This window comes from Planococcus alkaliphilus (assembly GCF_057031095.1).
This window is the reverse complement of sequence record NZ_CM168060.1, coordinates 3,245,112-3,258,719: the sequence shown is the minus strand read 5'-3', so window position 1 is coordinate 3,258,719 and position 13,608 is coordinate 3,245,112. Positions and strand designations below refer to the sequence as shown.

General features: G+C 46.2%; 13 protein-coding genes and 1 riboswitch. Of the genes, 11 read left to right on the top strand and 2 right to left on the bottom strand.

Annotated features, from left to right (window positions below; translation table 11 throughout):
* Nucleotides 1–4: 4 nt before the first annotated feature.
* Nucleotides 5–108, top strand: a riboswitch (TPP riboswitch).
* Between the two features lie 87 nt (nucleotides 109–195).
* From tenA to AC2EXB_RS16940, 7 genes are all read left to right on the top strand, one after another.
* Nucleotides 196–879, top strand: a complete 684-nt coding sequence (gene tenA / locus AC2EXB_RS16970; protein WP_483602451.1) for a thiaminase II — start codon at nucleotides 196–198, stop codon at nucleotides 877–879.
* Between the two features lies 1 nt (nucleotide 880).
* Nucleotides 881–1,666 (top strand): hydroxyethylthiazole kinase, encoded by a 786-nt coding sequence (gene thiM, locus AC2EXB_RS16965; RefSeq protein WP_483602450.1) that lies wholly within the window; start codon nucleotides 881–883, stop codon nucleotides 1,664–1,666.
* The gene (gene thiD / locus AC2EXB_RS16960) at nucleotides 1,663–2,499 is read left to right on the top strand and encodes a bifunctional hydroxymethylpyrimidine kinase/phosphomethylpyrimidine kinase (protein ID WP_483602449.1); all 837 of its coding nucleotides are present in this window, start codon (nucleotides 1,663–1,665) and stop codon (nucleotides 2,497–2,499) included. The genes thiM and thiD overlap by 4 nt, the downstream gene beginning before the upstream one ends.
* The gene (gene thiE, locus AC2EXB_RS16955) at nucleotides 2,483–3,139 is read left to right on the top strand and encodes a thiamine phosphate synthase (RefSeq protein ID WP_483602448.1); all 657 of its coding nucleotides are present in this window, start codon (nucleotides 2,483–2,485) and stop codon (nucleotides 3,137–3,139) included. Before thiD ends, thiE begins: the two co-directional genes overlap by 17 nt.
* On the top strand, nucleotides 3,136–3,624 hold the full coding sequence (gene thiW / locus AC2EXB_RS16950) for an energy coupling factor transporter S component ThiW (RefSeq protein ID WP_483602447.1): 489 nt from the start codon (nucleotides 3,136–3,138) through the stop codon (nucleotides 3,622–3,624). The genes thiE and thiW overlap by 4 nt, the downstream gene beginning before the upstream one ends.
* Nucleotides 3,625–3,726: 102 nt before the next feature.
* Nucleotides 3,727–4,539, top strand: a complete 813-nt coding sequence (locus tag AC2EXB_RS16945) for a YkuS family protein (RefSeq protein WP_483602446.1) — start codon at nucleotides 3,727–3,729, stop codon at nucleotides 4,537–4,539.
* 188 nt (nucleotides 4,540–4,727) lie between these two features.
* Entirely contained in the window at nucleotides 4,728–5,951 is a 1,224-nt protein-coding gene (locus tag AC2EXB_RS16940) for an ISL3 family transposase (RefSeq protein WP_483601885.1), read from the top strand.
* Nucleotides 5,952–6,079: 128 nt separating this feature from the next.
* Here AC2EXB_RS16940 and AC2EXB_RS16935 read toward each other — a convergent pair whose 3' ends face one another.
* Nucleotides 6,080–7,045 carry a nuclease-related domain-containing protein gene (locus tag AC2EXB_RS16935; protein WP_483602445.1) on the bottom strand — a complete coding sequence of 322 codons (966 nt, stop codon included), beginning with the start codon at nucleotides 7,043–7,045 and terminating at the stop codon, nucleotides 6,080–6,082.
* Nucleotides 7,046–7,287: 242 nt separating this feature from the next.
* Nucleotides 7,288–8,565, bottom strand: a complete 1,278-nt coding sequence (locus AC2EXB_RS16930) for an MFS transporter (RefSeq protein ID WP_235197375.1) — start codon at nucleotides 8,563–8,565, stop codon at nucleotides 7,288–7,290.
* A 206-nt stretch (nucleotides 8,566–8,771) separates the two neighbouring features.
* Here AC2EXB_RS16930 and AC2EXB_RS16925 point away from each other — a divergent pair, with 206 nt between their 5' ends.
* From AC2EXB_RS16925 to AC2EXB_RS16910, 4 genes are all read left to right on the top strand, one after another.
* A complete protein-coding gene (locus AC2EXB_RS16925) occupies nucleotides 8,772–9,539 on the top strand; it encodes an exodeoxyribonuclease III (RefSeq protein WP_483602444.1) in 768 nt (255 codons plus the stop codon).
* Nucleotides 9,540–9,626: 87 nt separating this feature from the next.
* Nucleotides 9,627–10,958, top strand: a complete 1,332-nt coding sequence (locus AC2EXB_RS16920; RefSeq protein ID WP_483602443.1) for a hypothetical protein — start codon at nucleotides 9,627–9,629, stop codon at nucleotides 10,956–10,958.
* A 27-nt stretch (nucleotides 10,959–10,985) separates the two neighbouring features.
* On the top strand, nucleotides 10,986–12,974 hold the full coding sequence (locus AC2EXB_RS16915) for a hypothetical protein (RefSeq protein ID WP_483602442.1): 1,989 nt from the start codon (nucleotides 10,986–10,988) through the stop codon (nucleotides 12,972–12,974).
* Nucleotides 12,975–12,986: 12 nt separating this feature from the next.
* Entirely contained in the window at nucleotides 12,987–13,583 is a 597-nt protein-coding gene (locus AC2EXB_RS16910; RefSeq protein WP_483602441.1) for a class D sortase, read from the top strand.
* Nucleotides 13,584–13,608 lie beyond the last annotated feature (25 nt).

Here is a 13,608-nt window from a genome sequence, read left to right as displayed (position 1 = left end):
ATAAAACACCCACTAGGGGAGCCGGATATCGGCTGAGACGGGCATAAGCCCGGACCCTTTGAACCTGATCTGGATCATACCAGCGTAGGGAAGTGGCGAGAAGCATGCTATTTCTCTATCTTTCAATGCATACGCACACGCCGCTTTCCTTAACTGGAGAGTGGCGTTTTTATTTGCAAAAAAGGAGATGGCGAAATGAAATTTTGTGAAGAAGTCCGGTTGGAGTGCAATGGAGTATGGGAAGCAAGTTTTGAACATCCGTTTGTCAAAGGAATCGCAGACGCGACACTGCCTTTAGACATTTTTCGCTATTACGTTATGCAGGATGCCTATTACTTAACACATTTTGCAAAAGTACAGGCAATCGGTGCGGTAAAAGCCAAAGATTTAGAAACGACCAAACGCTTCGCATTTCATGCCGAGCATACTTGTGCGGCTGAAATGGCTTTGCACGAATCATTCATGAAACTTCTTGGAGTGACCGAAGAGGATTGGGATGAATTTGAACCATCGCCGAATGCTTACGCGTATGTATCGCATATGTACCGCTCGGCTGAAGGGGATTTGGCGGACGTCCTCGCTTCAATTCTTCCTTGTTACTGGCTTTATCAGGAAATCGGCGACCGGCTTAAAGAAGCGAAGCCGGATCATCCAATCTACAGCCGCTGGATCGAAACTTATGGCGGAGAGGAATTTGCGGCACTTGTAAACGAACAGATCGAGCGGATGGACCTTCTCGCAGAAGGACTAACCGAAACACGGCGCAAAGAACTGAAGGACCGTTTCCGCAGAAGCAGCTATTACGAATGGAATTTTTGGGAACAAGCTTGGACGATGCAGACATGGACGGTAAAGCCATACACGAAGGTGGGTGTTTAAAGTGAGTGAGAAATTGCGCGCTGAAAATCCGATTGTCCACTGCATTACGAATCACGTCGTTTCAAACTTCCAGGCCAATGGATTGCTTGCCATTGGGGCTTCTCCGATCATGGGCGAAGCGCCGGAAGAAGCCGCTGAACTTGCGGCAATTGCTGGAGCCGTGTCACTCAATATTGGAACCTTGAACGTACAAACTTTGGAAAGCATGCTCATTGCCGGAAAGACAGCGAATCAATTGGGCCGCCCAGTCGTACTGGATCCTGTAGGTGTAGGAGCGACAGCTTTCAGAGCAGCTGCGGCGAAAAGAATTTTAACGGAAGTGAATATTGCCGTGTTGCGCTGCAATGCAGGCGAGCTTGCCGCGATTTGCGGAACCGAATGGCAAGGGAAAGGCGTCGATGCCGGCAGCGGTGAAGCGGATATGAAGCAGCTGGCAGTCGAAGCTGCAGGCAGGCTCGGTCTGGTTGTAGCCGTAACAGGTTCAATTGATATTCTTACGGATGGCAAAGAAATCGTGGAAATTCCTTTTGGGCATCCGCTCATGTCGGCGATTACCGGATCTGGCTGCCTGCTAAGTGCAGTGGTTGCTGCCTATCTAGCCGTTTATCCGGATAATATTTTAAGTGCTGCCGCAGAAGCCTTGCGTTTTTACGGGAAAGCAGGGGAACGAGCAAGCCACTCAGCTCCCGAGCCTGGCAGTTTTCAAATCGAATTCCTGAACCAATTGTCCCGAACTGGGAAAGGCGATAACGAATTGCCCGCCGGAAAGGAGCTGCAGCAAAAATGATTCCACAAGTATTAACCATTGCCGGATCGGATTCCGGAGGAGGCGCAGGAATTCAAGCGGACATTAAAACATTCCAGGAACTCGGAGTTTATTCGACTTCTGTTCTGACGGCCGTGACCGCTCAGAATACGCTAGGCGTTGCCGCTATTTACCCAATGTCAAGAGAAGCCGTTCGGACTCAATTGCAGGCTGTCGGAAAGGATTTTCAGCTAGCGGCATTGAAAACCGGAATGTTATTTAATGAAGAAATCATTGAAGAAACGGCCAAGTGGATTCGGCATTTCAATTGGCGGCAGCTGGTCGTCGACCCGGTCATGATTGCAAAAGGCGGAGCGAATTTATTGCGCGCAGAAGCAGGGGCTGCACTGAAAAAGGAATTGCTGCCTATAGCTGCCGTAGTGACGCCGAATATACCCGAAGCGGAAGTCTTGAGCGGTATCGACATCATTGACTCCAAGTCACGGAAACTGGCGGCGCAAAAGATTCTGTCGTATGGCTCCGAGTCGGTCATCATCAAAGGAGGCCATGGCAAGGACGAATATGTCGCAGAAGATTTCTTTCTTCATCAGGACGGGGAAGAGCTGCTGTTCCGGTCGCCTCGGATTGCGACAGTGCAAACACATGGAACCGGCTGTACCTTTTCAGCAGCGCTGACTGCGGAACTGGCAAAAGGAAAATCGCTTAAAGACGCGGTTTACACGGCTAAACAATTTATCCATGCAGCTTTGAGCAGTGAATTGAATATCGGAGCTGGGCACGGGCCAACCAATCACGCCGCCTACCGGAAATATATGAACGAAAGAAGGGAAATGAATTATGTCGAAATTCAGTGAAGGACCGGTCGTTTATTTTATTCTTGGAACGGAGAATGCGGGAGGAAAAGATCCATTAGCAGTTTTGGAAGAGGCTTTAAAAGCCGGCATCGATTATTTTCAGTTGCGTGAGAAAGGGCCCAATGCGTTAAAGGGCGCGGAGTTGCTGAAATTTGCGCTCGACTGTAAAGAGTTGTGCCAGCACTACCAAACCCCTCTCCTTGTCAATGACGATATAGAGCTAGCCTGGACAATTGGCGCAGACGGCATCCATATCGGCCAGGACGACGCACCAGCTGCAGCGGTTCGCAAAATTTTGGGTGCTGACAAACTGCTCGGCATTTCGGTGCATTCCTTGGAGGAGGCAAAACAGGCAGTAGAAAGCGGAGCGGATTATGTCGGCATGGGACCTGTATTTGCGACTTCAACAAAGGCTGATGCGAAACCACCAGCTGGAGTGGCAGGCATCCAAACGGTTAAGGAAGCTTATCCGAACCTGCCGATTGTCGGGATTGGCGGAATCAGTTCTGAAAATGCTGCCGCCGTTTGGAAGGCAGGGGCTTTGGGAGTTGCGGTCATCACCGCTATTTCACATGCCGCTGATATTGCAGCAGAAGTATCAGCCTTAAGAGATTCAGCGATGGAAGGTGCCCATAAATGAAAACGAGAAAATTGGTCATCCTTGCCATGCTTTCGGCAATAAGCGTGGCAGGTTCTGCATTTGTTTCTTTCCCAGCCGGCATTGCACGCGCCTATCCGATCCAACATGCAGTGAACGTGATCACGGCAGTTATTTTCGGACCTGCCGCTGCAGTATTAGTGGCTTTCCTGACAGCAATCGTCCGGGTTATGACAGGCACCGGCTCGCTGCTTGCTTTTCCAGGTGGCATGATCGGTGCGTTGCTTGCCGGGTTGCTTTATATGAAATTCGGCAAAGTTTGGGCGGCGGCACTCGGGGAAGTGGTCGGCACCGGCATTCTCGCCGCACTCATTGCAGTTCCTTACGCCAAATTATTGATGGGCACAGAAGCGGCAGCGCTGTTCTTCATGCCGCCATTTCTCGTCTCCAGCCTATCCGGAGCTATTCTTGGGGCAGTGATTGTTCGCCGTCTAGTTATGAGCCAAGCGAAATTACCCTTATATTAAAAATGTTTCATTCTTGCTACTGCGTTTATCCAATCGATAAAGAGGGGAAATAAAACACTATAAGCAAAATTGAGACAAATTTGAAAAGGGAGTGGACAAAAGATGGTGAAAATTGCAGTAGAAGAACCGTTTGTATCCGTAAAAAATGCATTAGAACAAAAAGGCTATAAAGCGGAAATGTTGACCGACAAGACAGATTCAATGGACTACGATTGCGTAGTCGTCCGTGATCAAGAGGATTTAGCTGATTTTCACATGAATGTCCCTCTTGTTGATGCAAGAGGCCGCACTTTGCAGGAAATCGTTGAGGAAGTGGAAGAACGCTTAGTGCGGACCGGGAAAATTGATCAACCCTTGTCGCAAACTGGGGGCAAAGGGGGCGTCGGCAGCTCTGCATTTATCAAGGGAGCGGCTACAGGCGCCATTATTGGTGCAGCAGCCGGCCTCCTATTGACACCGAAAAGCGGCAAAGAGATGCAGGCAGTGGTAAAAGATAAAACTTCCGGCTCTTCGCAAAAACTTTCCGATACCGCTGGCAAAACGAAAGAAAAATTGAGCGGCACAGTCGACCAAGTAAAAGACAAAGTCGGCCAAGTTAAAGAAAAAGCTTCCGGTGCGACAGATGCAACAAAAGGCAAAGTCGATGAGCTGAAAGCGAAGCGTACGGAGAAAAAAGAAGAAAAAGAATTGAAGAAGCAGGAAAAAGTCGTCATCAAAGAAGCGAAAGCAGAAGAAAAAGCGAAAAAAGAACACGAAAAAGCAGAGAAGCAAGTTGAAAAAGAAGTGAAGAAAGCCGAAAAAGAAGCCAACCAAGATAAAGGCAAAACACAGGTAGTGGAATTAGGCGATGCCGATATCACGCAAAACGATTCAGGCAGCGCAACCATTACACCGAAGAATAAAGATAATAAATAATATGAGAACGGCTCAAGCCCCCTTTTTGAAAAGGGGCTTGAGCTGTTTTTTTATTTTATGCAACTTCAAATTTTCGGTTCTACACTAATTGTTGGGGTGTTGAAACAATTCGGCCCAAAAAAAGACACGCAATCTCCAAATTCTTTTATACTTGAAATGTCGAATAACAAGTAAAGAAGAGGAGATGCGTGCACTTGAATTTTACCATGAAATTTCCCGGATTAGAAGATGTGAAAATAACGAAAATGGAACAAGTGGAGGACCGTGTGGCGCTACATGTGGAGTTGGAGGTGGGGGCCCAAAGCTGTCCGCGCTGCCAGGAAAAGACCCGGCGTGTCCACGATTACCGCATCCAAAAGATTAAGCACCTGAAATGGTTTGAACGGCTGACCTACCTGTTTTACAAGAAAAGACGTTATGCTTGCGGGGCGTGTGGCAAGAAATTTGCCGAGAAGAATTCATTCATCGATCGCTATCAACGGTTCTCAAAAGAGTGGAACCAAGCGGTTCATGTGCGCAGCGTCAAGGCGAAAACGTTCAAGGAAGTGGCCGGACAATACGGCGCTTCCGCTTCGACCATCGTTCGGCGTTTCGATCTGGTGGCGCTCCAGGAAGTTACTGAAACCGCAAAATTACCGCGTGTGATCGCCATCGACGAATACAAAGGCGACACCCGTGAAGGAAAGTACCAACTGATTATCGCCGATGGCGAAACGAGAGAACCGATCGATATCCTGCCCAACCGGAAAAAAGAGACGATCAAACAGTATCTCCAACAGCACGGAGCTGCGGTGGAAATCGTCGTCATGGACATGAGCCATTCCTTTAAAGCCGCGGTCAAAAAAGCACTCGGCAAACCGGTGATCATCGCCGATCGCTTCCACTTCTGCCGGTACATTTACTGGGCGCTGGACGCGGTCCGCAGACGCGTGCAGAAAAGTTGGAACGACTATGACCGCAAAAAAGGCAAACGGATGCGCTACGTCTTTTACAAAAACAGTGAGAAGTTAACCGAAAAGGACCGTTGGTACTTGAAGCGGTATCTTGAAATGGATGAGGAGCTCAAACGAGCATACGAACTGAAGGAAGCGTATTGCACGTGGTTTCAGGCAAGCAAAAAAAGAGATCCCGAGGAAATCCTCAAGACCAAAGAAGCGTTGCTGGAATTTTATCGGCTGGTGGAACAAGCGGGCATTCCCGAGTTCCAGAAAGCCATGGGCACCTTCCGAAACTGGCAGACGGAAATCTTGAACAGCTTCTCGTTCAAGTATTCCAATGGTTTCTTGGAAGGCATCAATAACCTGACAAAAGTGATTAAGCGGAACGCGTTCGGCTTTCAGAATTTCGAACGCGCCCGCGCCAAAATACTACTGACACACAAGTATAAGAATATGGGAGTTCACGTTGGTTAGAGTGAGGAAGATTTCACCTCACCCCAACATTTGACGGAGAACCAAATTTTCGAACTACGAGCGGCTTCGAATCATATACGAGCGACTTTTACCATTTTATGAGCGACTTTTATGTTATACGAGCGACTTCACACCCGATACGAGCGACGCGCTTCCAATACATAATTTGTTCCTTTAAAAGCTCCTCGTTTTTCTATTTTCATTCCTGCCATCAGTCTTTTGACTACGTGGCGATCCTCAATCTGCAAAATCTCCCTGCAGAGTTTATTTGTCAAAGGGTGGCCGGTTAAAATTTTCCAATCTTTTAATGCGCGAATATGGGCGTCTTTGCTCGAGATGCCGCAGCTTGGGCAAAACCACGTGCCATACTGCCGTTTCATGCCAAGTGAATCACAATTTTCACACCAGACGCCCCGGTGCATCACGTCAATGGGAAAAGCAGAATTGGCACAGAGTGGATCATGGGCGTATGGAGAATGCGCTGCTCTTAATTCAGCCGCAAGCTTTTGCATACCACTCAAACTAAGAATTTCCTTTGCTGGCTCCAGTTTATGTAAAAATAGCGGCAATTGACTCGAGAAAATCGAGATTTGTTCTTTTGGCAAGTTTTCCGGCATCTGTTTCGGATAAGAAAACACGAGCACTGAACTTATCGGCAAAAAATATTCCCGAGAAGAAAGCCATTCTTCAAGCAGCCATTCGTTAGTTTCAATTTGTTCAATCGGACTTTTGCGTCCAGTAACCGAACCATCATCTTTTATTTGAATTAACTGTGGGGGTGACTGTTTGAAATGCAAACGGCCCGACATATTCTTCACTTCGAATACGTACAAACACCAAGGTGTAATCAACAATGAATCCAACTGAAAAGGAAGGACGGATTTTAACGAAATATCGTGCAATATAATATGCGAAAAGTTGAGTTTACTGGCAGAAAAGTAATCGTCAAACCGACGTTCTCCGCTTATCCCGGATTCCGCATTCCACAAGTCGCTTTTCGCTAATGGGTAAGATTTATGTGTTTTCGGCAATCGTCTCAATAGAACTTCTGCACGCTCCTTGTCAACGGATTCTCCTCTCGTTTTCCATATCACAGACATCCCCCCATTTTTAAATAAAATCATATCATGCCCACTAAATTCCGCCTATGATTTTTTACATAATAAATATTTAGAGATGGATAGAGGGGCAAAAATGAGATTTGAAAAAAGGTTGCAGAAAATTAGAGGTGAGGGGAATTTTTCTTCATTCCGAAGACAGCTTTAAGTTTATGTTCAATTTTCTGCAATTCACAAGAAAGCGGGTCCAGCATCCGCCGGACCCGCTTTCTCATTATTTATTCCGGAGCGACTTCATCGACCGGCGCATGCGGTGTCGGTTCTGGAACACGCGATAGGATGACCAATCCGATAATGAACAGAACCACTAAACTGAAAACGCCCATGCTTGAATTCCCGGTTACTTGGGAAGTGACAGCAACAAGCAATGGCCCGAGAATCGCCGCGAATTTCCCGAAGATATTGTAGAAGCCGAAAAATTCGTTAGAGTTCTCTTTTGGTACAAGTTTTCCGAAATACGAGCGGCTTAGCGCCTGGATTCCGCCTTGGCTCGTTGCAACGAGCATAGCGAGAATCCAGAAATCGGTGATCGTTTCCAAGAAAAAGGCGTAAATGCAGACGACGATGTAAACGCAGATGCCGACATAGAGCATTTTCTTTCCAGTGAAACGTTCAGACAGGCGACCGTATAAAATAGCGAAAGGTGCAGCAACTACTTGAGTGACGAAGAGCACAATCAGCAAACTGGTCGAACTTAAGCCGAGATCGGTGCCGTATGCCGTCGACATGGAAATGATCGTGCCAACGCCGTCGATATAAAAGAAATACGCAATCAGAAACAAGAACAGCGCGCGGTATTGGCGGATTTCCCGAAGAGTTTTCCCAAGGCGCTTAAAGCTTTGGGCAACTGGACTCGGTTCGCGTTCAATGTAATAGCGTTGATGGACGTTTCGGAGCAGCGGGATGGAAAAAACAATCCACCAAACAGCAGTGATCAAAAAGGCGATGCGGCTGGCGTTGATGACGGAAACCGGAATGACATTATTCGTTGCAAGCAAAATGACGGCAATGGACAAGATAAACGGAATCGTCGAACCGATATAGCCTAGCCCGTATCCGAAAGCCGATACATTATTCATCCGTTTTTCTGTCGTAACGTCAACGATGAAAGCATCATAAAACAAGTTGGCCCCAGTCGCGCCTAAAGCTGCGAAAGTATAGCAAATGAGCAGCATAAGCCAATTATCGCTTGGAATAAATGCGAGCATGGCGGTTGAAACGGTGCCAAGCAGGAAAAATCCAGTGAAAAATTTCTTTTTCATGCCTTCGTAATCAGCGATGGTGCCCATGATTGGCCCGATCATGGCTAAGATAAACGTGAAAATAGCAATAGTATAGCCTAAATAAGCGGTTGAATCCGATAAACTAACCCCAGCGTCAGTGGCAGCGGACTTATAGAACAGCGGAAACACAGCAGTAGTGATGATAATGGAATAAGCTGAATTCCCCCAGTCATAGAACGCCCAACTCTTTTCTTCCTTTGTAAACTTTTTCATCTCTCTATCCCCTTTGTCTTTATCCCCCGTAATCTCTAGCTGTAGATAAATTCATTGTACAAGAACGTCCGTAAGAAAACTGCAAGTTTAGCGATATTCACTGAAATTTTACATAATTTTATTTGAACTGACAAAAAATCGCTTGTTTGAGAAGGTGCTGCCTTTTCAGTACACTAAAGGATAGAAGAGAAAAGGAAGGTGCAGTTTTGAAGTTTATTTCATGGAATGTCAATGGCTTGCGGGCCGTTATGAAAAAAGGATTCATGGATTTTTTTAAGGAAGTCGATGCAGATGTATTTTGCCTGCAAGAAATTAAATTGCAGGCAGGGCAGATTGAAATGGATCTTCCCGGTTATTACACCTATTGGAATTATGCGGAGAAAAAAGGCTATTCGGGTACGGCTATTTTCACCAAACAACAGCCGCTCTCTGTAAACTATGGGTTGGGAATAGCGGAGCATGACACAGAAGGGCGCGCCATCACCCTAGAATATGAAGATTATTTTATTGTGACCATTTACACGCCTAATTCCCAGCACAGCCTGCTTCGATTAGACTATCGTTTGCGCTGGGAAGATGCGCTTCTTTCCTATATAAAAAAGCTGGATCAGCGGAAGCCGGTTATTCTTTGCGGGGATTTAAATGTTGCGCATGAAGAAATCGATTTGAAGAACCCAAAAGCCAATCGGAAAAATTCGGGCTTTACGCCGGAAGAACGCGGCAAGATGACGGAGTTTCTGGGAAGCGGCTTTATTGATACATTCCGCTATTTTTACCCGGAGCAAAGCGGCAGCTACTCTTGGTGGTCGTACCGCTCGAATTGCCGGGAAAAGAATGTAGGCTGGCGCATTGATTATTTTATTGCTTCTGCCCGGTTGGCGTTGAAATTTAAAGGGGCCAAAATACATAAGGACGTCTGGGGATCAGATCATTGTCCGGTGGAATTAACTCTCAAAAATTTAATAGAAAAATAATCCAAATAAGTTTTAAATAAAATCTTCTGGGGAATCAGATAATCATCATATGAATTATTTGATAATTCGCGCTAAGGTGGTGAAAATTTGAAAAAGGGAATCTGTACTTTTATCATGGGTGCCTGTTTAGTAGCCTTATCGCCGTTCGCCGCACATGCGGATGAACTGGAGAAACCTGAAGAAAAGCCTGCAGGATTAATTAGCGGCACATTGAATACGGTTGGAAAAACGGTTGGAAGTGTCACAGGGCAAGCCGCTGAGTCGACGGGTTCAATCTTAAAAGAAACCGTTGGAAGCGTCGACAAAACGGTTAAAGACACGCTCGAATTTACGGGCAATACTTTGAAGAAAACCGCTGATCCAGTGGGCAATAAAATCATTTCTTCCACTTTAAAAGACACGGGGAAACTTGTAGAAAAAGTGGTCGGCAATACAACGCCGGCAGCGAAGACTACTGTGAAAGAAGTGACAAATACGACTGAAAAAACGACTTCCGAAGTATTTAAAGCAGTTGATCAGACGGTCAATAATTTGCCTGAAGTTCCAGTAGTGACGCCTGTCGTAAAAGAAGTGAATAAAACCGTAACGAAAGTGACGTCAGGTGTTCAGAAAACAGTTGAAAAGACGAATGACGCAGCCAATGGGACAGTGGAAGCGGTGGCGGATACAGCAGAAAAAACAGTCGGCAGTACGACGGAAATCATTGATAAAACAGCTGATTTGCCGTATCAGGAAGAAAAAACGCCAGCTTTGCCAGCCCCGGAAAAAGGTGAGCAAGCTGCACCAGCTCCAGTTGAAAATCCTGTGACAGCTCCGTCTCCGGAACCGTCAATTCCTGTCGTCGACACGCCTGCGGTAATTGAAAAGCCAGTTGCAGAAGAAACTGCAGAAATTCCAACTCCGGCAGTTAATGAACCAACTAAAGTTCCTATCGAGGCGATAAAGCTAATTGTTGAAGAAGCATCAGCAGTGGTGCAAGGAGAAACGCCTATTTTAGAAATTGAAAGCGGCCTTACTCCTTCAGCGGCACGCGGAGCTGATATTGACGCGACTCCAGAAGCTTTAGTTTATGTAGGTGAATTGGCAGAAGGGGAAAAAGAACTGGCGGCAAGTGAAGAAAATAAAGCAGCTGCCACCTCTAACAAGACAAAGCAGCAGGCTTATCCGGAAGACCAAGACCAGGGGCGTTCGATAGCTACTGTACCTGCATCATCAAGTTCTTCTTCGTCGGTCTTTGCTTCAAATTCTTTTGCCGCACATCATGCGGATTTAAGTTTAGGCACCTTATCGGATGCCGAAGTTTTTAAAGCATCCACCGAAAAGCTATGGTATCACAAGAACAGCTATGCGATTATTCAATGGATTCACACTCCGTTAAGGAAACCACCCATTCACACTCCTTTTTTATATGTGATTTAAATCATAATAAAAAAGGAGAGGGAATTAATGAAAAAAACATGGATAACTTATACTGGAGCGGCTTTTGGGATTTGGGCAACCTTGAATTTTGCACCTTCGCTTGTGCAAGCGGAAGGTGAAGCATCAGGACAGTTGGAATTGAATATTGATTTATTGAGCGAAGAGGAAGTCCTGAGTGTCGAAACTTCTGACCTTCCCGTCGCAGGAAGCGTGGATATCGAAATTCCTAAAACACAAGAAGCCGCAAGCAGTGAAGAAAGTATAAGCGAAGAAGCTGCAGTAAATGTCTCGTTGGAAGATTCTGTGTTGGATGATGTAGAAGTTCAACTATTGACCAGCACAGAATCTGAATCGACTGAGAAAGAGGCCGCAGTGAATCTATCCGTGGAAGATGCGATCATCGCGGACCAAGTGGAAGCCGAAGTGCTGAAAAGCGAGAGCTCGACAACAGCTGCGGAATCTTCCGAGAAAGAAGCTGTAATCGATGTATCGATTGAAGAGACAATCATTACGGAGCAAGCAGATGTCGAAGTGCTGAAAAATGAAAGCACAGCATCAGAATCAGGCACTTCCGAGAAAGAAGCTGTAGTAGATGTGAAATTGGAAGAAACGCCTGTTGACCAAGTGAACGTAGAGGTGTTGAAAGATGAGAGCACGATAACCGAAACAGACAGCTCTGAAAACCAAGCCGTCGTTGATGTCTCAATTGAAGATGCATTAGTTGCGGATGAGCTGGAAGTGGAAGTGCTTAAAAACGAAAGTGCCGCGACGGAAACAGACAGTTCCGAAAAGCAAGCCGTAATCGATGTATCAACAGAAGACACAGTTGTTACTGATGAGGTAGCAATCGATGTTTTAAAAAGCGAGAACTCTTCATCTGAAACAGAATCTTTCCAGAAAGATGCAGTGGCTGATGTTGCGATCGAGGAATTAATTGCGGTCGGGCAAACGGATCTTGAAGTCTTGAAGAATGAAAGCTCGATAACCGAAGATGAAATTTCTGAAGAGCAAGCAGCAGTTGATCTTTCTTTGGAAGATTTGATTTTAACGGGGCAAACAGGATTGGGGCTCCTGAAAAATGAAAGCACTGCCACAGAAAATGCCTTTACTGATGAACGTTCGGTGTTGGACCTTTCACTTGAAGATCTATTGGTTGCAGATAATTTAAATCTTCAAGTATTGCCGGAACGAAACTCAGCATCTGTTGATGGAGCCGCAACTGAATCTTCAGGTTTTGAAGGGATTTTGCATCTTGGATTAGACAAATTGCCTCTTTTGGGAAATCTACATGTAGGATTGCTTGAAAATCAAAACAATGCAGATGAAAGCGGGCGTTCTACAGGTTCAAGCCTTTTGACCATCAGTTTACTGGATGGAATTCTAGGTGGACTTGATGTAACCTTATTGGGCAATGAAGGATTTGCAGCGGCACCGCCAACTGCAACACCAGAAACTCCTAGTGAAGAAACACCAGGCACAAACCCAGGTGAACAGCCAGGTACAGAAACGCCAGGCACAAACCCAGGTGAAGAGCCAGGTACAGAAACACCAGGCACAGACCCAGTTGAACAACCAGGTACAGAAACACCAGGCACAATTCCAGGTGAACAGCCAGGCGCGGAAACACCGGGAACTACACCGGGAGAAGGAACGCCAGCATTGCCAGGTACTCCGGCAGGCGACGGATCTCTATCAGGTGGAGATGTGATTGGAAATGATGGGAATACCGGAAATGCCGGAACAGGTACCTCGAATGGATCAAATGGAGAAAAAAATGGAAACAATGATTCTAGCGGCCGTAGTGCATTAATCGGATTGATGGCTTCGGCAGGAACTTCTCCGCTGGACTTGATGGATTCCCAATCGGCATTTGCATCTGACGGCAAGGCGTCAAACAGCGATTCGTCAATGGCTTCTACTTTGCCGAAAACTGGCGGTCCAGTCGACAGCTTGATGGTTTTAATGGCAGCATTGCTTTTACTTGCAGGCGGAATCACAATGCGCCGCTTTGCCTAAAGGAAAATGGCTATGAAAAAATGGATGAGCAATTTCATGATTGTTGCAGGATTAGTTTTGTTGATTGTCCTCGCTTGGGGAATGAAGCAAACAAAAGAAGAACAGCTGGGATTAATTGAAGCATTCGAGTCGGTGAAAACAGAAGCAAGCACCGAACTGCCTTTGCAAAATGAAGCTTTTGGCATCAATGCTGAAGCAGCTGAACTGCCCGACGAGGTGGAAGCTGTTTTGACGATTCCTGCCATCGAGTTGAAATCGCCAGTTTTAGCAGGTGCATCGCCTGCCAATCTGGATAAAGCACTGGGTTCGATCGAAGGGTTGGATGAACCGGGGGAAATGGATGGGAGCTACGCCATAGCTGGCCATCAAGCCCATGTGTTCGGCAAGTTTTTCAATCGCTTGGACGAACTCGAATCAGGAGACCGTTTTACTCTTGAAACCATCAATGAGGAAATGGCTTTCGAAGTGTTCGATATTCAAATTGTAAAGCCAGAGCAAGTGGATGTTCTGAAACCGAAAAAAGGGATGGCGTTGGCATCGCTAATTACCTGTTATCCCGAAAATTCGAATGAATTCAGATTGATTGTCCAAGCAAAAAAAGTGGAATAACCGAAAAAGCACAACCGGAAGCTGA